Origin of the sequence: Pyramidobacter porci, from assembly GCF_009695745.1 — a bacterium.
GTDB lineage: Bacteria > Synergistota > Synergistia > Synergistales > Dethiosulfovibrionaceae > Pyramidobacter > Pyramidobacter porci.
Genome location: NZ_VUNH01000009.1, coordinates 123,826 through 147,989, shown reverse-complemented (window position 1 = coordinate 147,989; position 24,164 = coordinate 123,826). Strand labels below are relative to the sequence as shown.

At 62.2% G+C, this 24,164-nt stretch carries 26 protein-coding genes and 2 tRNA genes; 7 read left to right on the top strand and 21 right to left on the bottom strand.

Annotated features, from left to right (window positions below; all coding sequences use genetic code 11):
* The coding region (locus FYJ74_RS09170; protein WP_154529270.1) for a DDE-type integrase/transposase/recombinase at positions 1 to 276 on the top strand (276 nt) is incomplete at its 5' end.
* A 477-nt stretch (positions 277 to 753) separates the two neighbouring features.
* Here the strand turns inward: FYJ74_RS09170 and FYJ74_RS09165 are convergent.
* The 4 genes from FYJ74_RS09165 to FYJ74_RS09150 all read right to left on the bottom strand — a co-directional run bounded on the left by FYJ74_RS09165 (position 754) and on the right by FYJ74_RS09150 (position 2,963).
* Complete coding sequence (locus FYJ74_RS09165; RefSeq protein ID WP_154529269.1) at positions 754 to 1,176, bottom strand: hypothetical protein; 423 nt, start codon at positions 1,174 to 1,176, stop codon at positions 754 to 756.
* Positions 1,098 to 2,513 carry a structural protein gene (locus FYJ74_RS09160; protein WP_154529268.1) on the bottom strand — a complete coding sequence of 472 codons (1,416 nt, stop codon included), beginning with the start codon at positions 2,511 to 2,513 and terminating at the stop codon, positions 1,098 to 1,100. Before FYJ74_RS09160 ends, FYJ74_RS09165 begins: the two co-directional genes overlap by 79 nt.
* A complete protein-coding gene (locus FYJ74_RS09155; RefSeq protein WP_154529267.1) occupies positions 2,488 to 2,664 on the bottom strand; it encodes a TFIIB-type zinc ribbon-containing protein in 177 nt (58 codons plus the stop codon). Before FYJ74_RS09155 ends, FYJ74_RS09160 begins: the two co-directional genes overlap by 26 nt.
* 65 nt (positions 2,665 to 2,729) lie before the next feature.
* Entirely contained in the window at positions 2,730 to 2,963 is a 234-nt protein-coding gene (locus FYJ74_RS09150) for a hypothetical protein (RefSeq protein WP_154529266.1), read from the bottom strand.
* Between FYJ74_RS09150 and FYJ74_RS09145 the strand changes: the two genes are divergently transcribed.
* Genes FYJ74_RS09145 through FYJ74_RS12015 form a run of 5 tightly spaced genes read left to right on the top strand, consistent with a single transcriptional unit; the run spans position 2,956 to position 5,923 of the window.
* A complete protein-coding gene (locus FYJ74_RS09145) occupies positions 2,956 to 4,182 on the top strand; it encodes a phage tail tape measure protein (protein ID WP_154529265.1) in 1,227 nt (408 codons plus the stop codon). The genes FYJ74_RS09150 and FYJ74_RS09145 overlap by 8 nt on opposite strands.
* Positions 4,163 to 4,564, top strand: a complete 402-nt coding sequence (locus FYJ74_RS09140; RefSeq protein ID WP_154529264.1) for a phage tail protein — start codon at positions 4,163 to 4,165, stop codon at positions 4,562 to 4,564. Before FYJ74_RS09145 ends, FYJ74_RS09140 begins: the two co-directional genes overlap by 20 nt.
* Positions 4,527 to 4,739 carry a tail protein X gene (locus tag FYJ74_RS09135; RefSeq protein WP_154529263.1) on the top strand — a complete coding sequence of 71 codons (213 nt, stop codon included), beginning with the start codon at positions 4,527 to 4,529 and terminating at the stop codon, positions 4,737 to 4,739. Before FYJ74_RS09140 ends, FYJ74_RS09135 begins: the two co-directional genes overlap by 38 nt.
* Entirely contained in the window at positions 4,733 to 5,719 is a 987-nt protein-coding gene (locus FYJ74_RS09130; RefSeq protein ID WP_154529262.1) for a phage late control D family protein, read from the top strand. Before FYJ74_RS09135 ends, FYJ74_RS09130 begins: the two co-directional genes overlap by 7 nt.
* A 57-nt stretch (positions 5,720 to 5,776) precedes the next feature.
* Positions 5,777 to 5,923: an IS3 family transposase gene (locus FYJ74_RS12015; RefSeq protein WP_407692121.1), complete on the top strand. Its 147-nt coding sequence runs from the start codon at positions 5,777 to 5,779 to the stop codon at positions 5,921 to 5,923.
* Positions 5,924 to 6,018: 95 nt separating this feature from the next.
* Here the strand turns inward: FYJ74_RS12015 and FYJ74_RS09120 are convergent, their stop codons facing one another.
* The 10 genes from FYJ74_RS09120 to FYJ74_RS09075 all read right to left on the bottom strand — a co-directional run bounded on the left by FYJ74_RS09120 (position 6,019) and on the right by FYJ74_RS09075 (position 12,157).
* Positions 6,019 to 6,588 (bottom strand): 2-oxoacid:acceptor oxidoreductase family protein, encoded by a 570-nt coding sequence (locus tag FYJ74_RS09120; RefSeq protein WP_078015082.1) that lies wholly within the window; start codon positions 6,586 to 6,588, stop codon positions 6,019 to 6,021.
* A gap of 11 nt (positions 6,589 to 6,599) precedes the next feature.
* Positions 6,600 to 7,418, bottom strand: a complete 819-nt coding sequence (locus tag FYJ74_RS09115) for a 2-oxoacid:ferredoxin oxidoreductase subunit beta (RefSeq protein WP_154529260.1) — start codon at positions 7,416 to 7,418, stop codon at positions 6,600 to 6,602.
* Position 7,419: 1 nt separating this feature from the next.
* Complete coding sequence (locus tag FYJ74_RS09110; RefSeq protein ID WP_154529259.1) at positions 7,420 to 8,556, bottom strand: 2-oxoacid:acceptor oxidoreductase subunit alpha; 1,137 nt, start codon at positions 8,554 to 8,556, stop codon at positions 7,420 to 7,422.
* Positions 8,556 to 8,762, bottom strand: coding sequence for a 4Fe-4S binding protein (locus tag FYJ74_RS09105; RefSeq protein ID WP_120371662.1), 207 nt, complete (start codon positions 8,760 to 8,762; stop codon positions 8,556 to 8,558). Before FYJ74_RS09105 ends, FYJ74_RS09110 begins: the two co-directional genes overlap by 1 nt.
* Before the next feature lie 57 nt (positions 8,763 to 8,819).
* The gene (gene tsaB / locus FYJ74_RS09100) at positions 8,820 to 9,476 is read right to left on the bottom strand and encodes a tRNA (adenosine(37)-N6)-threonylcarbamoyltransferase complex dimerization subunit type 1 TsaB (protein ID WP_154529258.1); all 657 of its coding nucleotides are present in this window, start codon (positions 9,474 to 9,476) and stop codon (positions 8,820 to 8,822) included.
* Positions 9,473 to 9,961 (bottom strand): tRNA (adenosine(37)-N6)-threonylcarbamoyltransferase complex ATPase subunit type 1 TsaE, encoded by a 489-nt coding sequence (gene tsaE / locus FYJ74_RS09095; protein WP_320634079.1) that lies wholly within the window; start codon positions 9,959 to 9,961, stop codon positions 9,473 to 9,475. The genes tsaB and tsaE overlap by 4 nt, the downstream gene beginning before the upstream one ends.
* Positions 9,955 to 11,448 (bottom strand): NAD(P)H-hydrate dehydratase, encoded by a 1,494-nt coding sequence (locus tag FYJ74_RS09090; RefSeq protein ID WP_154529257.1) that lies wholly within the window; start codon positions 11,446 to 11,448, stop codon positions 9,955 to 9,957. Before FYJ74_RS09090 ends, tsaE begins: the two co-directional genes overlap by 7 nt.
* Positions 11,448 to 11,822, bottom strand: a complete 375-nt coding sequence (gene acpS, locus FYJ74_RS09085; RefSeq protein WP_154529256.1) for a holo-ACP synthase — start codon at positions 11,820 to 11,822, stop codon at positions 11,448 to 11,450. The genes FYJ74_RS09090 and acpS overlap by 1 nt, the downstream gene beginning before the upstream one ends.
* 159 nt (positions 11,823 to 11,981) lie before the next feature.
* Positions 11,982 to 12,056: transfer RNA gene (locus FYJ74_RS09080), tRNA-Val, on the bottom strand.
* Positions 12,057 to 12,082: 26 nt separating this feature from the next.
* Positions 12,083 to 12,157, bottom strand: a tRNA-Val gene (locus FYJ74_RS09075).
* 176 nt (positions 12,158 to 12,333) lie between these two features.
* Between FYJ74_RS09075 and msrA the strand changes: the two genes are divergently transcribed.
* On the top strand, positions 12,334 to 13,425 hold the full coding sequence (gene msrA, locus FYJ74_RS11960; protein ID WP_195838876.1) for a peptide-methionine (S)-S-oxide reductase MsrA: 1,092 nt from the start codon (positions 12,334 to 12,336) through the stop codon (positions 13,423 to 13,425).
* A gap of 80 nt (positions 13,426 to 13,505) precedes the next feature.
* On the opposite strand, the gene FYJ74_RS09065 is transcribed toward msrA, so the two are convergent.
* The 7 genes from FYJ74_RS09065 to tilS all read right to left on the bottom strand — a co-directional run bounded on the left by FYJ74_RS09065 (position 13,506) and on the right by tilS (position 24,046).
* Positions 13,506 to 14,321 (bottom strand): pyrroline-5-carboxylate reductase family protein, encoded by an 816-nt coding sequence (locus FYJ74_RS09065; RefSeq protein ID WP_154529255.1) that lies wholly within the window; start codon positions 14,319 to 14,321, stop codon positions 13,506 to 13,508.
* A 22-nt stretch (positions 14,322 to 14,343) separates the two neighbouring features.
* Positions 14,344 to 15,273: a 23S rRNA (guanosine(2251)-2'-O)-methyltransferase RlmB gene (rlmB, locus tag FYJ74_RS09060; RefSeq protein ID WP_154529254.1), complete on the bottom strand. Its 930-nt coding sequence runs from the start codon at positions 15,271 to 15,273 to the stop codon at positions 14,344 to 14,346.
* Positions 15,248 to 18,103: an excinuclease ABC subunit UvrA gene (gene uvrA / locus FYJ74_RS09055; RefSeq protein WP_326830918.1), complete on the bottom strand. Its 2,856-nt coding sequence runs from the start codon at positions 18,101 to 18,103 to the stop codon at positions 15,248 to 15,250. The genes rlmB and uvrA overlap by 26 nt, the downstream gene beginning before the upstream one ends.
* Entirely contained in the window at positions 18,060 to 20,111 is a 2,052-nt protein-coding gene (gene uvrB / locus FYJ74_RS09050; protein ID WP_154529253.1) for an excinuclease ABC subunit UvrB, read from the bottom strand. Before uvrB ends, uvrA begins: the two co-directional genes overlap by 44 nt.
* A gap of 96 nt (positions 20,112 to 20,207) precedes the next feature.
* Positions 20,208 to 22,184: an ATP-dependent zinc metalloprotease FtsH gene (gene ftsH / locus FYJ74_RS09045; protein ID WP_326830917.1), complete on the bottom strand. Its 1,977-nt coding sequence runs from the start codon at positions 22,182 to 22,184 to the stop codon at positions 20,208 to 20,210.
* 27 nt (positions 22,185 to 22,211) lie between these two features.
* Complete coding sequence (hpt, locus tag FYJ74_RS09040; protein WP_154529252.1) at positions 22,212 to 22,751, bottom strand: hypoxanthine phosphoribosyltransferase; 540 nt, start codon at positions 22,749 to 22,751, stop codon at positions 22,212 to 22,214.
* On the bottom strand, positions 22,742 to 24,046 hold the full coding sequence (gene tilS, locus FYJ74_RS09035) for a tRNA lysidine(34) synthetase TilS (protein ID WP_154529251.1): 1,305 nt from the start codon (positions 24,044 to 24,046) through the stop codon (positions 22,742 to 22,744). The genes hpt and tilS overlap by 10 nt, the downstream gene beginning before the upstream one ends.
* Between the last annotated feature and the right edge of the window lie 118 nt (positions 24,047 to 24,164).

The following is a 24,164-nucleotide window of genomic DNA, read 5'->3' as shown; positions in this document are numbered from 1 at the left end:
TCGACACTGGTCATTGACACCATAACCCAGGCATTAAAACAGGAAAAGGCCACTGACGGACTCGTCCTCCACAGTGACCAAGGGTCGCAATACACGTCAGGAGCATATTGCAACCTGAGTGAAGAATATCATTTCCGTCCGTCGATGTCCAGTAAAGGCTGCCCATATGACAATTCAGCGATGGAAAACTTCTTCGGAACACTGAAATGCGAGTGCCTGAACCGCATTAAATTCACGGACATGGTGGCTATTTTCACGGAAAGTGAGTATTTTTGAGGCTGATTTTGGGGCGTAAAAAAGAGCATCTGAGATCTTGGCGTTGCTGGTCTCAGGTGCTCTTGTGCTATTGCTCATTTCGTGCAAATCAATGTCAGGGATTCTTCCGTTTTTTCCATTTTCTCACGGATTTTGCCCACGTGTCGATTTGACCATTTGAGGATGTTTGAAGGGGATTTAAAGATTTTTAATGATGCTGTGAACCTTGATTATATCTGGTTTGAACGGACTGAACTGGAGCCGTTTTTTGAGGCTGATCGAGGGGCGAAATCGGGGCGTTGGTCAGAAAAAAGAGGCTCCTGCAACGAGCCCTTTGGTGGTGGAAAGGTCACGTAGAGCGAGACTATTTTGTGGACAAGCGATTATTTCTTATGCCATTTCAACGACTGAGTTCATGAGCTGTCAGCCGTCGATAGTTCCCTTACATTTTCGGAGAACGGATGAAAAAGAGTGAATGAAACGGATCATTCCGCACGGTTATGCTTTCCGGCACTGCTCTTCGGGCGTCGGCCAGAACCACCAGTGACTTTTGGGTATCGCGCGGCCGACCGCCTCTTCGGCTTCCTTTCTGTATGCATCCCAAGAAAAATTTCCGCCCCGGGTCATGAGAAATCGCTCGAAGAAGACGCTGCGTCTTCGGTATTCCTCCCAGTTCTTCACCGTAAGATCCAGATAGCCGCGGAGTCTCGCCGGCAGTTCATTGCGGTTGAACAGAAGTCCTGAGACCAGAACGGGCATATCCACGTCTTCGTCGATACGAAGATAATCGGGGCTGTCTTCGCTGGACAGCCAAAACATATCGTATGACAGCAGTTCGCATATCAACTCTTCCTGCGAGAGTTCTTCAAGATAGAAGTTATCCTGATATTCTTCAAGAAGCGCTTCCATTTTGGCATCCAACTTTTCGTCACTCCTTTCATCTTCGGCAAAGGCACAACGACTTGCGCCTCGGAGCGAGGTTTAAATTTCTTTCTCTTCGAGAACGTCGCGATCGTCTGACCTTTCAGAGAAATAATCACCTGTTCTCCCGTCTTCGTGTCGTGAAAGACGATCTGAGGGTGGGGGGCTTTTTTATCTTCTATGATCAAATAAGCGTCGCGGCCGCCGCGGCGGATCAGCGAGGCGATCCGCTCGTTGTACTCCGCCATGGTCGCGTGAAACTCCCGCTTCCCGTGCTTCATATAATGGACGAAAGACGTAGCGTGGCGCTGCCCGTCGCCGCCGTCTCGCTTCTCCCAGATGACTTCGTGACTTCCCCAGCGAGCTTCGCGGGCATGATCCAACAGCCCCGGCAGCTCTTGAGCGGGGACTTCGCCGTCGATGGCCCACTGCGAGACTTTCTCGAGGTACTCGACGGGCGGAAAATAAGCGACCGTCGTCGTGCGGCAGCGGAAGTGGTAGGGCGGCAGCCCGATCCCCGCGTCGATCAGCGCCGATGTCTTCGTCGCCGCGGGGACTTCCTGATCGCCGAACATCGGCTGCGCGGCCTTCATGGCGTCGGCGTCGTGCCGCCGGGCCGCGGAAAGAAGCCGATCCCGCTGGCGCGACAAGGCGCCGACGGGGATCACGCGGCCGTGCATGGAGCGGCAGATCTGCGTCGTGTGGGCGTCCAGAACCGCCACGACCTGCACGTACTCGACGCCCGCCTCTTCGTATCCCGCCACCCGCCCGAGTTCGTTCGTGCGCGCCACCCAGTGGTCGGCCAGCAGGTTGAAATACCCTTCCATCTTCGGCTCGGCGAGCTGCGAGAGACTGTCTTCCAGATGTTCCGCCAGCTGCAGCCGTGTCGCGCCGGTTTCGTAATACGCCCACAGCGACTTTCGGATCGCGTCCGAGGCGAAACGGTCGTACCCGCCGCCGAGCCAATACAGCCCGTCCTCGCGCAGCAGATCGATGGCCGACAGATCCGGCGCTTTCAGCGCAAAGTCGACGCCGACGCCGTGCAGGCCGTGCCGATACGAGGTCGATATCGCTTCGGCGACAGGACGCCGGGCCGCTTCCGCGAGCCCGACGCCCAGATATTTCGCGGCCTTCGCTTCGATCCGTCCCACGTCGCCGGACGTCGCCGCGGCGCGGCCGCCCAGCGCGCGGACCTCCGAGAGCAGCTCCATCAGCAGCGCCCGCGTCTGCCTGTTCCAGCATTTGCTCAGCGCCGTCTTGAGGAGTTCCGCCAGCTCGTCGAGCGTCCGCTCCGACTTGAGCACACTGAGATTATACAGCAGCGGGACTTTTTTCACCTGCGCCGCCTTTTTTCTTCTCTCCGGGGAAATTCTCCCGCGTCCGGCAGATGTACCGGCAGTTCGGACAGGTGCGGACGCGGACGACCTCGTTGCCGCGGTCGTCGGTATGCGCGACGGTCAGCCGCGCGTGGCATTTCGGACAGTTCACGGCTCAGCCTCCTATCATCGAGACGTTTCTTCTTCCCAGCACGCGGCGCTGTCCCGCGGCGTCCATCACCGACAGCGCCAGCGCCCGATGTCCGTGCCGCCGCTGAGTTCCGCCGACGTGTTCATGTCCAGCGCGTCGTCGCGGAAGGCGTCGCGCACTTCGGCCGGCGACAGCAGCGACATCTCGTCGGCGAAGAAGCGGCACTCGTACGCCTGCGCGAACGTCATCGCGTCGAACAGATCCCGCAGCTCTTCGAGGTCCACCCGGTGCCCGTCGGCGATGGCGCGATAGATGTCCACCTTGTGGCGGCTGAAGCGCGGGTACTTGGTAGCAACGGCCTGCGTGGGGCTGAAGCTGGGCGGGCTGGCCGGGAAATACGGCTTTTCGCTGCTTCAGGACGGCGCCAGCTATCTCTGGGGCGGCCTGCAGCGCCTGCGCCCGTCGGTGATCCGGACGTCGCTGGAGATGCTGAAGCTCCGCGGCAGCGGCTCGCTGCTGGGCGGCGCGCTGGCTTCCGTGCGCGGCTCGGTCGCCTCGCTGGGGCGCGGTCTGGCCGCCGACTGGACGGCTCTCAAGTCGGGGCTGGGCTGGGCCGCCGCCGGCATGAAAAGCGCCGCGTCGGCGGCGTGGAGTTTCTCCAAAGGGGCCCTGCTCTCGCTGGGAAGCGCGCTGAAAAGCGCGGGCGCCGCGACGCTCTCGTTCGCGAAAACCGCGGTTCCGGCGGCTGTCGCCGGAATCAAATCGCTGGGCGCGGCGCTGGCGGCCCATCCCGTGGGGCTGGCGATCGCCGGTATCGCGCTGGTGGGGGCGGCGGTCGTCTACTACTGGGACGACGTGAAGGCGTTTTTCCTGAAGATCTGGGAACCGGTGCGCCCGTACTGGGAAGCCTTCACGGGCTGGCTGGGCGGTATCTGGGACGGCGTCGGCGCGGCCTGGAAAGGCGCGGTGAAGATGTTCGACGACCTGTTCGAAGCGTTCAAGGCGCCGTTCATCAGGTTCGGAGACTGGGTTGATGAAAAGATCGCCTGGATCGGAGATAAGTGGAAGAGCTTCAAAGAGACGATCTTCGGCAGCGGGGAAGAACAGGCCGAAATCAGACGGCAGAACGCAAGCGCCCTTTACAATCCCAGCCTCTGGGGACTGGAGGTGTCTGAAATCCCCGGCCGCGCGCTGGGCGGCATCTTCGACACGCCGCATCTGGCGCTCTTTGCCGAGGACGGCGAGGAAGCGGCGATCCCCCTTTCGTCCAAGCACTGCGCCCGCGGCGTCGACCTGTGGACGCAGGCGGGCGTCAAGCTGGGCATGCTGCCGGCGCGCGAGCCGGAGGCGGTTCCGGTTTCGCGGGGCGGCGCCGCTTCGGGCGGCCGGACGGTCGTGCAGCACAACACGTTCAGGATCGAGATCCATTCGCAGGCGCCGGCCGACGATTTCGCCATTTCGCGCCTGACGGCCGCGATCCGCGACGAGATGGCGCGCCTCGCGCGCGGAGGTTTTGCCGATGATCCTTGCTTTGGGTAGTTTCATCTTTTCCATCGACACGGCGGCCTATCAGACGCTGCAGCTTTCCGCCTCCTACCCGTGGGCCTCGGCGCCCCGCTTCGCCAACTCGCCGGGGTATCAGGCGACGGGGCTCGAGGAGCGGCGCGTCTCGCTCTCGGGGACGGTCTATCCGACCTTCCGAGGGGACGGCAGCCTAGCCCATCTGCGCCTGATGGCGTCGGCCATGACGCCGCTGCCGATGGTGGACGGGCGCGGGCGGTATCTGGGGCTGTGGGTGGTCAAGAGCGTCAACGAGACGCGGTCGCTGCTGTTCGACGACGGCACGCCGCGCAAGCAGGACTTTACGATGGAGCTGGAACGCTATGGCACAGGATACGTCGGTTACAATCCGCGCCGCTGAGGGCGACCGCCTCGATCTGCTCTGCTGGAAGCGCTACGGTACTCTGGCGGGGCGGGTGGTCGAGCGGGCGCTCGAGGCCAATCCAGGGGGCGCTCTGTACGATGAGCTGCCCGCGGGGCTTTTGATCTCGCTGCCGGAGGCGGCGGCCGAGCCGCCGGAGCGGTCGCTGTGGTAGCGCGCTCTCACCCGGCGCTGCGGTTGGAAGCGGGGGCGCTGGACATCACCGAGAAGCTCTCGGCGAACGCGCTTTCATTCGTTTACAACGATCACGAGAAGGACGACGCCGACAGCGTTTCCTTCACGCTGTTCAACGCGCCGGCTTTCGCGGTGCCCTGCCGGGGCGATCCCGTGGCGGCGTGGATCGGCTGGAAGGAGACGGGGCTGCGCTTCCTCGACCGTTTCGTCGTCGACGAGATCTCGGTCAAACTGGCGGGCGGCGGGGCTCCGGCCTCGATGTCGGTCACGGCCAAGTCGGCCGACTTCTGCAAGGGCGCGGGCAAGGTAAAACGCAACCGGCAGTGGGAGGATGTCTCGCTGTCGGACATCGCGGCCAGGATCGCGGCGGAAGAGGGCTGCGCCAGCAAAACCGTCGGCGTGTCGCTCGTCTACCGGTCGGTCGCGCAGAGCAACGAGAGCAATCTTCACCTGCTGCGGCGTCTGTGCGCCGAAGCGGGGCTGCGCTTCAGCGTCAAGGACCGGACGTTCGTCATCTCCGCGCCGGAGGCGGATCTGCGCGGCGCGGCGACGCTCTCGGCGGCGGAAGTCTCGTCGGGGTCTTTCACCTTCGCCGACCGCGGCCGCTACGGCTCCGTCACGGCCCGCTGGTGGGACGCGGAACTGGCGCGGGAACAGACGGTGACCGCGGGCGGCGGAACGCCCGTCTACACGATCCGCAAGACTTTCCAATCGACGGCCGAAGCCCGGACCGCCGCCCGGAACAAGCTGACGGAGCTGCAGCGCGGGCAGATCGAAGGCACGGTCACGCTGATGGGGCGCGAAGACCTCTTCGCCGGGACGATCCTCACCCTCGCGGACTTCTCGCCGAGTCAGCTCAACGGCGACTACATGATAACAAACTGCATCCATAGTATTTCACCCAGCTCGGGTTTCACGACCACGCTGAAGCTCGAAACCATTCCCCAAAGTAATAAATAAAGGGACCGCCGGTAAGGAAATTTTGCCGGCGGTCCCTTTACATTTATTGCTCACTTCGTGCAAATAATTTCTCATCTCAAGTGCAAATTGCCACCGGCTCAACTGGAGAACGTCATTTGGGAGTACGTACAGTTCTACAACTACGAACGGATCAACATGAAAAATGGCCTTACTCCATTTGAAATTCGGAGCAAAGCCAAGTAATTCGAAGCTTCTCTACGACAGGTGCTTTTTTCTTTGTCTATTTACTGGGGAACAGTCCAAACAGAGCGGAGGATTTCCTATTTCTGCACCAGAACTTACTGCATATGGGCGGGAGCGTCCTTGAACATGCTGTAGCCTTCGTCGAAGGCCTTGCAATTCAATTCCTCCGTGCCCCTGGGGACGCGGTCGAGCATGGCCTTGCGGACGGCTTCGGGCTTCATCATGCCCTCGAGCTCAAGCACGCGGGCGACCATGCCGAGAGCGACCATGTTGGTGACGATCTCGCGGCCGATCTTGTCGCGGGCCGTCTGGATGATGGGAAGCTGATAGATGTTCGCGTCCACCACCGGCACCTCCTCGACGGCAAAGCTGTCGAGGATCAAACGGCCGCCGTGCTTCACGTCGCCGGCGTACTTGTCGGCGGCGCCGCCGGTCAGACAGATCATCAGATCGGGATTGATGGGCTTGGGGTAATCGATGGGTTCGTCGGAGATCACGACCTCGGCCTTCGCCGAGCCGCCGCGGGCCGCAGGGCCGTAGCTCTGCGTCTGCACGGCGTAAAGGCCGTCGCAGAAAATGGAAGCGGCTTCGCCGGCCATGATGGCCGCGGTGATGACGCCCTGGCCGCCGGAACCGGCCAGACAAATTTCGAAACGTTTGGACATGGAAGCGCCTCCTACTTAGCCATAACGCGCTCAAGAAGAGCCTTGTACTGATCGGTGTACTCGGCGCGCTCGGTGTCGACGAACACGCCCGTCACGATCTTGCCCTGGAGTTCTTCGGGCGGCATCTCGGCGGCCTTCTTGGCGGACACGAGGTGCTGCTTAAGGTACTCCATGTTGACGATGGGAGTTTTCAGTTTGTTGTAGCGGCCGTACTGGGTATGGCAGAAACCGGCCACTTCGACCACGGAGAAACCGTGATGTTTCACGGCCAGCGTGATCGTCTTTTCGACGTCGCGCGGATTGGCCACGCAGGTGCGGGCCACGAACGTGGCGCCGGCGCCGGCCGCCAGCTTGCAGATGTCGAAAGAAGGATCGGTGACGCCGTAAGGGGCCGTCTTGGCGATGGCGCCGACCGGCGTCGTCGGCGACATCTGGCCGCCGGTCATGCCGTAGATATTGTTGTTCATGACGATGGCGGTGATGTCGATGTTGCGGCGGCAGGCGTGGATAAAATGGTTTCCGCCGATGGCGCTGCAGTCGCCGTCGCCCATGACGTCGATCACGGTGAGCTGCGGCTTGGCCATCTTGATGCCGGTGGCGTAGGCCAGCGAACGACCGTGAGTGGTGTGCAGCGTGCAGGCGTTGACGTAGCCGGGAAGGCGGCTGGAGCAGCCGATGCCGGACGCGAAAACGGTCTGGGTTGGATCAAGCTTCAGATCGACGACGGCCCGCAGGAGCGCGTTGAGAATGATTCCGTGGCCGCAGCCGGGACACCACATATGAGGGAAAAAGCGAGGGCGCATCCATTCGAAGACTTCTTTGCTGGGCATCTTACTTGGCCTCCTCGACAATCTTGTTGAAAATTTCGGTGGGCTGGAAGAGCTCGCCGTCCACACGGTTCAGCGGCACGACGCGGGCCTTGCCGTGAACGGCGCGCTCGACTTCAAGAACCATCTGACCGCAGTTCAGTTCGGGCACGATAATGGTCTTGACGCGGCGGGCCAGGCGCTCCAGTTCCTTATCGGCGAAAGGCCACAGCGTGATGGGGCGGAAATGCCCCACCTTGACGCCCTGGGCGCGCGCGTCGCGCACGGCGCGGACGCTGGAACGGGAAACGCTGCCGTAGGACACCACCAGGATCTCGGCATCTTCCACTTCGACGGTATCGAATTTGACGATGTCGTCGCGGAAACGGTCGACTTTGCGCATCAAACGGCGCATCTTCTTGTCGATATCGCCGGGATCGGTCGTGGGGAATCCCCAGTCGTTATGGGTCAGCCCCGTCACATGCCAGCGGTACCCGTCGCCAAAGCCGGCCATGGGCGGAACGTCGTCTTCGGGATCGGCCTGATAGGGCACGAAGTGCTCCGCATCGACGGAAGGCCTCTTACGGTCGACGACCTTCAGACTCTCGGGATCGGGCACGACGAACTTTTCCCTCATGTGGCCGATCTCGGCGTCGCTCATGATAAGAACGGGCTGGCGAAAACGCTCCGCCAGGTTGAACGCCTCGACCGTCAACGTATAGCACTCTTCCACCGAAGCGGGCGCCAGGGCGATCGTGCCGTGATCGCCATGCGTACCCCAGCGGGCCTGCATGACGTCCTGCTGGGCGCCCTGCGTGGGAAGTCCCGTGGAAGGGCCGCCGCGCATGACGTCGACGACAACCAAGGGAATTTCGGCTTCATACGCCAGGCCCAAGTTTTCCTGTTTCAGCGTGAAGCCCGGGCCGGAACTGGCCGTCATCGACTTGACGCCGGCAATGGAAGCGCCGATAGCGCAACCGCAGGCGCCAAGCTCGTCTTCCATCTGCTGGAAGACGCCGCCGACTTTGGGCAGTTCGACCGCCATCGTCTCCATGACTTCCGTCGAGGGGGTAATCGGATACCCCGCGTAGAATTTGCATCCCGCCGCCAGCGCGCCGAACGCGACGGCCTCGTTGCCCTGCCAGAATTTGATCTCAGCCATTATTTCGTCCCATCCTCTCGCACGGTGATCGCAAGATCGGGGCAGATATTTTCGCACGATCTGCAACCGATGCACTCTTCCGGATGTACAGCCTCGGACTTCACTCTGTCGTTCAGGGCAAGAACCTTCTTGGGGCAAACGGAAACGCACAAGCTGCATCCTTTGCACCAAGTTTTGTTGATGGATACATCGAACTTCTTGGCCAACACCTTCACCTCCAGAAAAAATAAAAAGCTTCCCCCATTTACAACAAAAAACAAACTCTATAAAGAACGGCCGAGGCCGGGCTCGCGCAGATAGCGAGCTCTCAGCTCGTCCGGCTTTATACTTGCATGAAGACGCTCCAACGCCAGCGCCGCATGCGCCGCGCCGCTCGGGTTTGCGATGTATTGTACACCCTCGCGAGGCGACGAAGCAAACAAGCGCGCATCTTTCACCGACCACATTTCAAAATCACGCGAAATCTCCCGCAGTTTCGATAAAAGTTCCTCGTATGTGCGCTCTTTTTCGGCCAGCACAAGGCAACCGTCCCTGTAAACGCTGGAAAAAGCCAGCTCGCGCGACGCGGCGATCAGCGGCACCTTCACGCCGCAATCCCAGCCAGGGCAGGAACGAAGCACCGCCTCCAAGCTGCTCAGCGGCACAATCCTGACGCCAAGGGCGAAGGCCAGGCCGGCGGCGTAGGCCATGCCGATGCGGATGCCGGTAAAATAGCCGGGGCCGACCGTCACCGCGACGCACGCCACGTCCTGAATTTTCAGCCCGTGTCCGGCCAGCAGTTCCGCCGCCAGCAGGGGCAGGCGGGCCGCCTGTTCGCGGCCGAGGTCGAGATTGCGCTCGCCGGCGATCTTTCCGCCGACGGCCAGTCCCAGACAGGACCAGCGGTTGGAACAATCTATGGACAAGAGGACGTCGCTCATGAACACGCCTTCTCCAGCTGCGCCAAAGCGTTCCGCGCCGTTTCGCCTGCAGCGGCGACGCGGAAGCGGCGTTTCTCACCCGCGGCAGACATCTCGCAGTGCCAGACGTCTTCGAAATCATCGCGGGCAAGGCGCTCGGGCCACTCGACAATCAGCACCCAGCCGTCGTCAAGATACTCATCGAAGCCAAGGTCCCGGCCGTCGACGTGCTCAAGACGGTACAGGTCGGCATGTGCGACGGAGATCCGCGCCCGCGCGTACTCGTTGACCAACGCGAAAGACGGACTGCAGGTCCGCTTCCAGCCCAGCGCGCGGCACAGTTCGCGCACCAGCGTGGTTTTGCCGGCGCCCAGCTCGCCTTTCATCAACAGCGTCATGCCGGGACGCAGGACGGCGGCGATGTTTTCCCCCAGCGCCCGCGTATCGTCACGTCCGTCGAGCGAAAAACAGCTTCGCCCGTCCGGTTCTTTTTTTACCGTCAGCACGCTCCGTTCAGCTCCTTCAAAACCGCCGGCAGACAATCGGCTACCTCATGAGCCAGTATGCCGTCCTGCCCTTGCATGCGGCCCAAGGCCTCTCCGGACACACCGTGGCACCATGCCCCCAGCGCCAGCGCCTTTTCCGCGGGAACCCCCGCGGCCAGCAGGGCCGCGCAGGCCCCCGACAGCACGTCGCCCGACCCGGGCACGGACAAGGTTCGGTCCCCGCGCGGCACGATCCACGGCGTTTGCTCCAGACCGGCGACAAGCGAGCGATACCCTTTCAAAAGTACGGAGCCATACTGCCGCGCCAAAGCCGCGGCCGCCTCGAAGCGATCCCGCACGGGCGATCGCCCGCCGAGGAGCGCCGCCGCTTCGCCCTCGTGAGGCGTCAGACAGCACCGTACGGGTTTTATGTCATCTTCGCCCAGCCAGTACAGGCCGTCGCCGTCCCACAGGGAGGGGCCGTCCCACTGCGAGCCGATCCGGCACAGTCCGCGGGCGCGGCTGTCGCGATCAAGCCCCGAACCGATCAGCAACACAGAACAGCGGGAGCGCCATTTCGCCATGATCCGTTCAAGTGCCGCCGCGTCTTCCAGAGGTTCGGCGATTGCCTCCGGAAGCGAGGCCGCGAGGACGTCCAGAACTTCCGGAACCGAGGCCAGCACCGCCAGCCCCGCGCCGGCGCGCAGAGCGCCGCGCGCCGCCAGAAGGGCCGCGCCGCGGTAGCGCTTCGAGCCGGCGACGATCAGCACGCCGCCGCGGCGGCCTTTGTGATCGTCGATCCGGCGGCGGGGAAGGAAATTTCGCACGTCGCGCTCTTCCAGCTCCAGCGCGTCGGGAACTCCCAGCAGCGGCGCGGCGTTCTCGTCCAGCGGGATCAGGACCGTCTCCCCCGCCAGCGCCGCGCCGTGCCCCGTCGCTATCGGCAGCTTCCAGCCGCCGGCCGTGCAGGTCCACTGCGCTTCGACGCCCTCGCCGCCTTCCGCGCCGCTGGGGACGTCCACCGCCAGCACATGGCGGCCAAAGCGGCAACGATTGACCGCCGCGATCAGGCGAGCGGTTTCGCCGCGAGGCGCGCCCGCCGCGCCGGTGCCCAAAAGCGCGTCGACGACAAGATCGTGCGAATTCAACAGCTCCGTCAGTGCCGTTTCGTCACGATCGCGACTTTCGACGACCGGCACCGGCATCTCCCCGAGCCTCGTCAGATTGACGGCGGCGTCGCCTTGGGAACGGGAAGCCGCGTGGCTGAGGAGCACCGTCACTTTCCAGCCGCGTTCCATCAAAAGCCGGGCGATCACGAAGCCGTCGCCGCCGTTACTCCCGGCGCCCGCCAAAATCAACGCCGAACGAGCGAGCGGCTGTTTCAGGATAAAATCGACAATGCCGCGGCCGACGCGCTCCATCAGTTCCAGGCCCGACACGCCGGATTCGATCAGCCGCGCGTCAAGGGCTCTCACTTTTTCGTTCGCGTACCACGGGATCACGGCCATCAGACTCCTTCCGTCTCGTAGATCACCACGGCGGCGGCGATGCCGCCGTCATGGCTGAGCGAAAGATGAAAACGCGCCCGGCGATACGGCTCCAGCGCCGGCGCCTGCGGATCGAGGACGAGGATGGGGCGGCCGGCCGCGTCGTGACGCACGCTCACGCTGCGGAGCCCCAGCTTCGCCAATCCCAAACCCGTCGCTTTGGCAAAGGCCTCCTTCGCCGCGTACGCCGCGGCAAGATGACAGGCGCGCGATTTTTTTCCCGCCGCGTAAGACAATTCCGCTTCGGTAAAAACTCTTCGACAAAAAGCTTCGCTCTCGCAGGCCTTCCGCATACGCTCCACACCGCACAGATCCATTCCGACACCGGCAATCATGTTTTCACCGCCTTATACTATACCGCTCCGCACTATTTTACAACAGTTTCAACTTAAAAAAAATTAATTTGGAACTGTATTAGAATCATCAAGACAGAAATTCAATCTATATTTTTCTCTACAAAAAAAGAGCACCTTGAAAAGATGCTCTCGAGGCCATGGTGGGTGATACAAGAATCGAACTTGTGACCTCTTCCGTGTCAGGGAAGCGCTCTTCCTCTGAGCTAATCACCCTTTATCGGGGGCGTATGAAGAACACATGGTGGGTGATACAAGAATCGAACTTGTGACCTCTTCCGTGTCAGGGAAGCGCTCTTCCTCTGAGCTAATCACCCGATAACGCCGAACATGAGGAATTCTACTCTCTCCGCCCGCTTCTGTCAACCCTGAAAAGTGCGTCACCTGCGGGCTCGGACATTCTCGGGACATTAAAGTATAATAGTCTCAACACAAAGATCGGCGCCCGCATAAAGCAAGAGGCGAACGCGCTGACATCGGATGGGAGGAACTTATGAAAAGAACGATTCTCGTAGTGCTGGCAACGCTGTTTTCGGCCATGCTCTTGCCCCGGACAAGCAGCGTCCGGTCGGAAAACCTTGTGACAAAAAACGAAGGAGAGGACATGAAAAATCTGAAAGAAATATATTTTGCGGGCGGCTGTTTTTGGGGCGTTGAAGAATATTTTTCGCGCATCCCCGGCGTGCGCGACGCCGTGTCCGGATACGCCAACGGCCACACGGAAAATCCGACGTACCGTGAAGTCTGCTCGGGGCTCACCGGGCATGCCGAGACCGTGCGCGTCAGTTACGACCCGCGGCTCGTCAGTCTGGAAACGCTGACGGAACAGTTTTTCCACATCATCGACCCGACCGTTCGGGACAGGCAGGGAAACGACGCCGGCCGGCAGTACCGCACGGGCGTGTACTACGCCGACGCGGCCGAGCGCAAACCTCTCGAGCGGATCTTCGCCGCCGAGCAGAAAAAGTATAAACAGAAAATCGTCACGGAACTGCTGCCGCTGGAAAACTTCTTCGCGGCCGAGGAGTACCATCAGGACTATCTGAAGAAGAACCCGGGCGGTTACTGCCACGTCGACTTCAGCGCGCTCGACGGGCTGAAAGCGAAAACGCCGCCCGCGCCCGAAAGAAAATACGCCAAACCGTCCGCCGCCGAGCTCAGAAAAAAACTGACGCCGGCCCAGTACGCCGTGACGCAGGAAGCCGCCACGGAACGCCCGTTCGACAACGAATATTTCGACAACCGCAAACCGGGGCTGTACGTCGACGTCGTCACCGGCGAACCGCTTTTTTCCTCGGAAGCGAAGTTCGATTCCGGCTGCGGCTGGCCCAGCTTTTCAAAGCCGATCAAGCCGGCCGCCGTCGTCGAACGTCACGACGGCAGCCACGGCATGAGCCGGACCGAGGTACGCAGCCAAGCCGGCGACAGCCATCTGGGGCACGTTTTCGGCGACGGGCCGAAGGACAAAGGCGGGCTGCGCTACTGCATCAACAGCGCGGCGCTGCGCTTCATCCCCTACGACAAGCTGGACGAAGAAGGCTACGGAGAGTTCAAGCATCTCTGCGAAAGTTACGACAAACGCTAGCACGCAACGCACAGACACACTTCGCAAAACAACGCCGGAGGCGCGGAGAACATGCGACGTTCTCCGCGCCTCCGGCGGTTTTATCGGCGCGATTTCTCGAACGCGGCGGCGCCTCCCCTGGCTTTTTCGGCCGTGGCCGCGAGCGCCTCGACGAAAGCGCTTTTGAATCCCGCGCGCTGAAGGGCGCGCAGTCCGGCGATGGTCGTGCCGCCGGGAGTGCAAACAGCGTCCTTGAGCGCGGCGGGATGAACGTTCTTCTGCCGCGCCAGTTCGGCGGCGCCGATCAGCGTCGCCGCGCCGGCGCGCAGCGACAGATCGCTTTTCATGCCCACGGCCAGGCCGCCCTGGATAAAGCCTTCCAGCAGTTCCAGCACGTAGGCGAGCGCCGAGCCGGAAAGGCAGACGACGCCGTCCAGATCCTTTTCGGACACCTCCACTGCGTCGCCGAAGAGCTCGCAGAGCCCGCGCACTTCCTCAAATTCTGTCTCGGTCCAGCCGCCGCGAACGATGCCGGTAAATCCGGCCCCCACGGCCGAAGCGATATTCGGCATCACGCGCCCCCAGCGGGCGCTCGGGACCGATTTTTCCAACACTTCAAGGCCGACCAGCGCCGCGCAGGAAACCAGCGCGCGCCCGGCCAGCAAAGCCGCGTTTTCCGCGCAGTAGCTTTCGATCAGCCACGGTTTCAGCGCGACGAACACGGGCCCGCGCCCCAGCGGCACGGCCTCGGCCAGAACAGCGACCGTTTCGATGCCGTCGCCGACAAGCGCATCGAATTTCGTGCCCCGATGCTGCACTACCACGGGGCTGACGCCGGCGCGGAACAGCCCGCGCGCCACCGCACCGCCCAGATTGCCGCCGCCGACAATGATCGGGCGAAGTTCTTCCACGTTCATGACACACACCTCCCAACGAATTTTATTCAGACGCTTTCGCGCCGCAGCCATACAGACGCACCCACTCGAACATGCCCAGTGCCGCCGCGACGCTGGCGTTGAGATTGCCCGTCCGTCCCGCCATGGGAAACTTGACGAGCTTGTCGCAGTTTTTCGCCGTCAGCGCCGAAATGCCTTCGCCTTCGGAACCGACGACGAGCGCGAGCCGTTCCGGCAGCGCGCCGCTCCACACGGTTTCGTCGGCGCGGTGATCCAAGCCCACGATCCAAAAACCTTTTTGCTTCAGCCGCTCCATGGCGCGGCCGACGTTGACCACCTGCGCCACGGGCAGGCGGAACGCCGCGCCGGCGCTGGTCTTGACGACCGTGCCGTTGACGGTCGCCGAGCGGTCGTTCTGGCAGACGACACAGGCGGCCCCGGCCACTTCGGCCGTACGGATCACCGCGCCGAGGTTGTGGGGATCCTGGCAGTGGTCGAGCAGCACGACCAGCGCCGGCGCCTGAGGATCCAGCGCGTCGACGACGCCGTCGAGATCGGCCGGCGGGATCGGCGCCACGCAGGCGACCGCGCCCTGATGGACCGCGCCGCCGGTCAGCCGTTCCAATTCTTCCCGCCCGACACAGTCCAGCGGGATACGGCTGTCGGCGCAGAGGCGCGCCACCGTGTCACGGAACTTGTCCGGCGCGCCCGCCAGCAAAAAGACTTTGCGGCACAGCTCGGGCCGATTCTCCAGCAGCGTCAGCACAGGATTGCGCCCCCAGCAGAGATCGTCGGACGCCGCCGGCGCGGCGCGCTTCGGCCGGGGCCGGCGCTCGGGAAACGGACGGCCGCCGGAACTCTCCCGCGCCTGACGGGGCGCGAAGTCCTTTTTGCCGCGGGGACGCGCTGAACGCTCAAAGTCGCCGCGGCCATCTCTCCTGCCGCGATTATTTTTTTCGCCGGGCCGCTCCATTGCTCTTCACCTCCCCGTTCTTTTCAAAATCATGGAGATATTCCCGGATCGCCTCTGCCGTGTAGCCCTTGCCGCGCTCGGCCAGCTCCCGCGGCGCGCCGCAGTCGACGACCCGCCCGCCGGCGCTGCCGCCTTCGGGGCCGAGGTCGATCACGTAATCGCTGGAACAGATGATGTCCATGTTGTGTTCGATGAGCAGCACCGAGTTGCCCTGATCGACCAGAGCGTGAAGGATGCGCAGCAGGCGGGCCACGTCGGGATAGAAAAGCCCGGTCGAAGGCTCGTCGAGCAGGTAGAGCGTGCTGCCTCCGAAGCGCTTGCTGAGCTCCTTGGCGAGTTTGACGCGCTGGGCTTCGCCGCCGCTCAGCGTCAGCGCCGACTGGCCCAGATGGATATAGCCGAGCCCAGCGCGCTGGAGGAACTCGAGCTTGCGCGCGATCTTGGGCAGATCCTTGAAAAGTTCCATGGCTTCGTCGACCGACAGGTTGAGCACGTCGGCGATGCTGTGCCCCTTGAACTTCACTTCCAGCGTCTCGCGGTTGTAGCGCGTGCCGTGACAGACGTCGCACTCCACGTACACGTCGGGCATGAAGAGCATGGAAACGCGCCGCTCCCCCGCGCCGCCGCAGGCCTCGCAGCGCCCGCCCTTGACGTTGAAGCTGAAGCGCCCGCTGGCGTAGCCGCGCAATTTCGCCTCGGGCAGCTGCGAATACAGCTCGCGGATCGCCGAGAAGACGCCGGTATAGGTGGCCGGGTTGGAGCGCGGCGTGCGGCCGATCGGGCTTTGATCGACCATGGCCACGTTTTTCAGCTGTTCCCAGCCGAGAATGTCCTTGTGCCGCCCCGGACGATCGCGGTAATCGGCGTCCAGCTTGCGGCGCAGGCCGCGGTACAGCACGTCGTACATCAGCGAGCTTTTGCCCGAACCGGAGACACCGGTCAGGCAGACCAGCGAATTCAGCGGGATGGAAATGTCGACGCCTTTCAAGTTATGTTCGGCCGCCCCGGTGATCGTCAGGCGTTCTTTGGGAAGCGCCAGTCGTTCCGAACGCACCATGCCGCACCGGTCGCCGCGCAGATAGGGGCCGGTGAGCGAATTCGTCTTGCGGAACTCGTCCGCCGCGCCGCGCTGGACCACTTCGCCGCCGTAGCTGCCCGCGCCGGGGCCGATCTCGACGATGTAATCTGCGGCCAGCATCGTGTCGCGGTCATGTTCCACCACGATCACGGTGTTGTCCATGTCGCGCACCGATTTCAGCGCGCCGATCAGCTTTCCCGTGTCGCGGCTGTGCAGGCCGATGGTCGGCTCGTCGAGCACATACATGATGCCCGACAGCTTCGAGCCGATCTGCGTCGCCAGCCGGATGCGCTGGCTCTCGCCGCCGCTCAGCGTGTCGGCGCGGCGTTTCAGCGTCAGGTAGCCGACGCCGACTTCCACAAGGAAGCTGAGGCGCTTTTCCAGCTCGACGATGACCTGGCTGACGATTTCGTTCTGCCCGGGATCGTCTTTGTGCTGTTTGACGATTTCGTAAAAATCGCTCACCGGCAGCGAGGTCAGTTCGTCGATGTTTTTCCCCCAGAAGCGCACCGACAGCGCCTCGGGACGAAGGCGCGTGCCGTGGCAGGTCTGGCACTCGTCTTCGCTGCGGTAGCGTTCCAGCTCTTCGGCCGTCGATTCCGACTCGGTACTGTCGTAATAGCGCTGCAGCCACGGCAGCAGCCCTTCATAGCGCCCCTGATACTCCGACACCTCGCCGCCGCGCTCGAACTGCAGGGGCATGCGCACGTCGGAACCGTACAGCAGGATCTGTTTCTGTTCCTGCGCAAGTTTTTTGTAGGGAACGTCCAGATCCAGCTTCACTTTTTTCGCCAGCTCTTCAAGACGGTACATCATGTACTGCCTGCCGCGGAACGGCAGCAGCGCCCCGCCGCGCACGGACAGGTCGGGATTGACCGCCAGTTCTTCGGAAAAATGGCTGTGGCTGCCCAGTCCCGAGCAGTCGGGGCATGCCCCCATCGGGTTGTTGAAGGAGAACAGCGCCGGCTGGATGTCGGGCAGCGAAATATCGCAGTCGGGGCAGACGAAGCGTTCCGTCAGCATGTCTTCCGATCCGTCCGCGGCGATGATCACAAAGCCCTCGCCGAGTTGCAGAGCCGTCTGCACGGCTTCGGCCATGCGGCCTTTGCGGTCGGGCTGGACCGACATGCGGTCGACGACCACTTCGACGCTGTGTTTTTTGTTTTTGTCCAGCGGAATCTCTTCCTCGAGCCAGAGAACTTCGCCGTCGACGCGCACGCGCATGAAACCTTTCTTGCGCAGCGCCGCGAAGACGTTCTTGAACTCGCCTTTCTTGGCGCGCACGGCCGGAGCGAGCACTTCGAGCCGGGCGCCGCCGTGCTGGCGGTAGATGCGGTCGACGATCTCGTCCACGGAATACTTGTGGACGGGCTTGCCGCACCGGGGGCAGTACGGCGTGCCAGCGCGGGCGAAGAGCAGGCGCAGGTAGTCGTAGATCTCGGTGACGGTGCCGACGGTGGAACGCGGATTGTGGGAGGTCCCCTTCTGTTCGATGGAAATCGCGGGCGACAATCCTTCGATGTCGTCCACGTCGGGCTTTTTCTGCACGCCGAGGAATTGGCGCGCATAGGACGACAGCGACTCCACATAGCGGCGCTGGCCTTCGGCGTAGAGCGTGTCGAACGCCAGCGAGCTCTTGCCCGACCCCGAAGGGCCGGTGATGACGACCAGTTTGTTCTTGGGAATCTCCAGAGAGACGCCCTTGAGGTTATGCTCTCTTGCGTTTCTTATAACGATTTCCTGACGCGGCACGGAGACCGGTTCCTCCTTCTTCGTCGCCGAACCCGCCTTGGGGAGTTCGGCCTTCTTCCATGGCCTGGATCATGTCGCGGATCCGGGCCGCCTTTTCGAACTGAAGCTTTTCCACTGCCTCCCACATGAGTTTTTCGAGAGCCTCGTTGTCCATGTGCTCGATATGCTGCTGCGCCCGTTTGTTTTTCGCTTCGGGCGCGGCTTCGAACTCCACCTCGGGCAGCATGCGCTCGATGGACTTGTGGATCGTCTGCGGCACGATATGATGCTCTTCGTTGTATTTCAGCTGCGCCTCACGGCGGCGCTTCGACTCGCCGACCGCCTCGCGGATGCTGTCGGTCACTTCGTCGGCATAAAGGATCACGCGCGAATCGACGTTGCGCGCCGCGCGCCCCATCACCTGCACGAGCGAGCGGTAGGAGCGCAGGAAACCTTCGCGGTCGGCATCGAGGATCGCCACGAGCGTCACCTCGGGCATGTCGATGCCCTCGCGCAGCAGGTTGACGCCGATCAGCACCTCGATATCGCCGCTGCGGAGCCGGTTGATCTCTTCCGCGCGCTCGAAGGCGTTCAGCTCGGAATGGATATATTCGGACTTGATGCGCAGCGTACTCATGTATCCGGCCAGCTCTTCGGCGCCTTTTTTGGTGAGCGTGGTGACGAGGCAGCGGCCGCCCGCGCCCCGGACTTTCTGGATCTCGGCCAGCAGGTCGTCGATCTGCCCTGTCGCTCTGCGGATCTCCACTTCGGGGTCGGCGATGCCGGTGGGGCGGATCAGCTGCTCGACGACGCGCTTGGAGTGCGCCAGTTCCCAGTCGCCGGGCGTGGCCGAGCAGCAGACGACACGCTGCATGTAATGCTCGAACTCGTGCCACTTGAGGGGGCGGTTGTCGAGGCACGACGGCAGGCGGAAACCGTGCTCCACCAGAACTTCCTTGCGCGCGCGGTCGCCGTTGAACATGCCGCGCACCTGCGGCAGGGTGATGTGCGATTCGTCCACGATCATGAGGAAGTCGGGGGGGAAAAAATCGATCAGCGTGCCGGGCTGTTCGCCCTCGGCGCGGCCGTCGAGATAGCGCGAATAGTTTTCGATGCCGGAACAGTACCCCGCTTCGGCCAGCATTTCCATGTCGTAGCGGGTGCGGCTGCCGAGTCGCTCGGCTTCGAGGTATTTGCCCTCGGACTTGAAGCGGCCGACCTGCAACTCCAGCTCGCGTTTGATCTTGTCCATCGATTCGGCGATCGCGCCGTCGCTGGTGACGTAATGCTGCGCCGGGAAGACCGAGACGTGCTGTTTGCGCGCGATGGAATGCCCGCTGACGGGATCGACTTCTTCGATGGATTCCAGCTCGTCGTCGAAGAAGGAAAAGCGCAGCGTGGCGTCGCTGTACACGGGATACAGCTCCAGCACGTCGCCGCGCACGCGGTACTTGCCGGGCTGCAGGTCGAAGTCGTTGCGCTCGTAATAGGCTTTCATCAGCGCTTCCTGAAAGCTGCGGCGGTTCCAGCGCTCGCCCACGGAAAAATTGACGATCGCGTCTTCGTAGTTCTCGCGCTTGCCCATGCCGTAGATGCAGGAAACCGACGCCACCACGATTACGTCGCGTCGTTCGATCAGCGATTTTGTGGTGGCAAGCCGCATGCGCTCAATCTGGGTGTTGATGGAAGCGTCTTTTTCGATGAACGTGTCCGAGCTGGGGATATAGGCTTCGGGCTGGTAGTAATCGTAATAGCTCACGTAATAGTGCACGGCGTTCTCCGGAAAAAAGCGCTTGAATTCGCTGAACAGCTGCGCCGCGAGGGTTTTGTTGTGCGCCAGCACCAGCGTGGGGCGGTTGTACTTCGCCACGACGTTGGCGACGGTAAACGTCTTGCCGCTGCCCGTTACGCCCAACAGCGTCGAGCACTTCTCGCCGTGGTTCAACCCTTCGAGCAGCGACTCGATGGCCTGCGGCTGATCGCCCGAGGGCGGCCAAGGCGCGTGCAGTTTAAATTTTTCAGTCTCCATGATCGGACCTCCATGAGACAAAAGCGAATGACGAAAACAAAGCGAAAAAGAAAAGGACGGAGTGAAAAATCCACTCCGTCCTTATATTGTACCAGTTTATTCGCCTTTTGCAGAGGACGATTCTTTGCATTCCATCGGGGTCATTTCGTTGGAAACGACGGGAGCCCGCGGAATAAAGCCGTCTGTCGCTTTCTCTCCCGCCGGAGCCGGTCCTTCCGGCGCGGGGACATCGGCACCTTCGGACGCGACTTTTTCCTCGGGCTTTTCGGGCACGGGCTCTTCTTCGCCAAGCAGCACCGCCAGGTCGTGACCGTCCATCACTTCGCGATCGAGCAGCGTTTCGGCGACGAGATCGACTTTCTCCCTGTTCTCCGACAGCAAATTCTTGACGCGGACGTAACACTCCTCCACGATCTTGCGGACTTCCTCGTCGATGGCGAAGGCGATCTGGTCGCTGTAGTTGCGGTCCTCGCCCAGATCGCGGCCGAGGAACACCTCGTGGCGCTGGCGTCCCAGCACGACGGGGCCCAGCGAGCTCATGCCGTACTGCGTGACCATGCTGCGGGCCACCTGCGTGGCGCGTTCCAGGTCGTTGCTGGCACCGGTGGTGATGTCGCCGAAGACCAGTTCTTCGGTGACGCGCCCGCCGAGCAGCACGCAGATGTTGCTGGTCAGCTCGTTCTTCGAGGCCAAAAAGCGGTCTTCCGCCGGCAGCTGCAGCGTGTAGCCCAGCGCCGCGCTGCCGCGGGGGATAATCGAGATCTTGTGCACGGGATCGCAGCCGGGGATCAGTTTCGCCACCATCGCGTGCCCCGTCTCGTGGTAGGCGATGATCTTCTTCTCGCGGGGGCCGATCAGGCGGCTCTTGCGTTCGGGGCCGGCGATGGAGCGGTCGATGCCCTCTTCCAGCTCGGCCATGCCGATCTCCGTTTTGCCGTTGCGGGCGGCCAGCAGCGCCGCCTCGTTGATGACGTTGGCCAGATCGGCGCCGACGAAGCCGGGCGTGCGTTTGGCCAGCACCTCGAAATCAACGTCGGACGCGAATTTCTTGTCCTTGGCGTGGACTTTCAGAATCGCCTCGCGCCCTTTCACGTCGGGCGTATCCACGACCACGTGACGGTCGAAACGTCCCGGGCGCAGCAGCGCCGGATCGAGCACGTCGGCACGGTTTGTGGCCGCGATCAGGATGATGCCGGTCTTCTCGTCGAAACCGTCCATCTCGACGAGCAGCTGATTCAGCGTCTGCTCGCGCTCGTCGTGTCCGCCGCCGAGACCGGTGCCTCTCTGGCGGCCGACGGCGTCGATCTCGTCGATGAAGACGAGGCAGGGCTGATACTTGCGGGCCTGCTCGAACAGGTCGCGCACGCGCGAAGCGCCGACGCCGACGAACATCTCCACGAAGTCGGAGCCGCTGGTGCTGAAAAACGGCACGTCGGCTTCGCCGGCGCAGGCTCGGGCCAGCAGAGTCTTGCCGGTCCCGGGCGAGCCGAGAAGCAGCACTCCCTTGGGAACTTTGGCTCCCAGCTTGGTGAAGCGGTCGGGGGACTTGAGAAACTCCACCACTTCCCTGAGTTCTTCCTTGGCCTCGTCGCAGCCGGCCACGTCGTTGAAGGTCACCTTGGGGCGGTTGTCGAGGAACATTTTCGCCTTGCTTTTGGCAAAGCTCATGACCTTTCCGCCGCCGCCCTGCATGTTGTGCAGAAAGAAGATCCACACGCCGATCAGCAGCAGCGTGGGGAACACGGATGAAGCCAGCGTCATCCACCACGGCGTTTCCGGCGGCTCGGCGATCTTCACTTCCACGCCCCGGGCGGCGGCTTCTTCGGCCACGTCCTTGACGCCGACGATGTTGCTGACGAACGCTTTGCCGTCGGCGTAGCGCCCCTGGGCCTTCATATCGTTGATCGTGAAGTTTTTGATTCGCCCCGCGGCCAGATCGGTCTTGAATTGGCTGTAAGGAACCTCTGCCACTTCCGGCCCCGCCGTCTGAGGCGTGAGAAACATGTTCACAACGCTGACGACGAGCACCACGAGGATCAAATACACGCCGAGATTCTTCATTAATCGCTGCACAATGGCGCCTCCTTAAAATTCATAACATCACTCCGAGACGGAGCGCACCGTGTGGATCGAAGGCAGGTTGCGCATCTTCTGATCATAATCCATGCCGTAGCCGACCACGAACTCGTCGGGAATCACGAATCCCGTATACTCCACCGGCACGTCGACGACGCGCCGTTCCTTTTTGTCCAGCAAAACGCACACTTCCACGGACGCGGCGCCCTCGTCCTTGAAGTATCCGCGCAGGTGCTGCAGCGTCAGCCCCGTATCCACGATGTCCTCGACGATCAAAATATTGCGCCCTTTCACCGCGATGCCAGTTCCCTGCGAGATGGTCACTTTGCCCGACGATGTGGTCGAAGAGCCGTAGGAGGCGGCCTTCATGAACTCCATGACGACGTTCACCGACGGCGAGATCTCACGCACCAGGTCGGCCATGAAGATCACCGCGCCGCGCAGGATGCCGATGACGGTCAAACTCTGCCCTTCGTACCTGCGGCTGATTTCCGCCGCCAGCACGCGAACGCGCGCGGCGATCTGCTCCCTGGCGATCAAAACTTCCGCTGCCTTCAATTCCATAAAGATTCCCTCCAGCGCCCGACAAGGGGACTCAAAACAACCTGAGCAACGACGTTATATTTTACACTATGGTAAAGGATTTCCCATCGATTTTGTTTTTTTTCCGCCCGGAAAACATTTTCCTGGGAAATTACCGGGAAAAAAGATGTTGCCACATCATATTTTTCAGTATTTTTTTGCAGAACGACCGGCCGCGCTTCATCGAGCGGACAGCGGAGGCCGAAATCGGCCTCCGCAGAGGCGCCCTTCAGCCGCAGCGAAACTTTCCAGCCGCCCCAACGCGCCGTTTCGCCAAGCGAAAGCTGGAGCGCCTCCAGCCGCTTTTCCGCCGCCGGATGCCAGCACAGCATGCCGCCCCCGGCTTCCACGTCGACCTCTGAGCCCCATTGGAACACAAAGCGTCCGGAACGGCACATCAGGCGGTCCAGCTCTTCGATGCGGGGTCTGGTCAGAGCGGTCAGCCCCAGCCGACGTCCCGCAAAACGCAGCAGTTCACGGCGCTGGAACTCGTGGACGCGGCGCAGCTTGCTCAGGCTCAAGCACGGCCAGCCGCGCCGCGGCAGCGAGACCTCGCGGCACAGCGCGGCCGCATGATCTTCCTGCATCTTTCGCCAAAGCTGCGCCTCTTCGGCCAGAGAGGCCAGATGCTCGACGACGCCGGGATTGACCTCGCGGGCCAGCAGGGGCATCACTTCGTTGCGGACTCGATTGCGCCGGTATATGTTTAGAGCGTTCGTCTCGTCTTCTACCCAGCTCCAGCCCTGCGCGCGGAGAAAATCGCGCAGTTCCTCGCGGCGGAACGAAAGCAACGGGCGGATATACATACCGCGCCGTTCCGGCATCCCCGCCACGCCCCAAAGCCCGCAGCCGCGGGCCATGTTCATGAGCGCGTTTTCGGCCAGGTCGTCGCGCGTATGCCCCAACGCCGCCAGACGGCATCCGAATCTTTGCGCCGTCTCTTCGTAAAGCTCATAGCGAAGTCGACGCCCCGCCGCCTCCTCGGATTCCCCTTTTCGGGACAATTCGGAGACCGAGCGGCGCTCGATCACGCAGCGCACGCTCAATTCGGCGCAGCGCTTTTTCACGAACTCGCCGTCGCCGCACGAGGCGCCGCGGATGCCGTGGTCCATATGGACCACGATCAGCTGCGAAGGCTCGTAAAGCTGGGAAAAAAGACAGAGCAGGCTCATCGAGTCGCTGCCGCCCGAAACGCCGAGCAGCACCGGCGTCTGGCCGAGCCAGCCGCGTCGTTCCATGACGCCGCGAAAGCGCCGCGGCACATCGCTTTTCGTCACGTCAGGTTCTCCCCTTTCCTTCGCCTCACGGAAATTGATTCTAAATCGAATACGCGGCAAAATCAAGTTGAAGGCACAAATAAAATCACGCCCTCGCCATAAAAAATCGCTCGTCCGC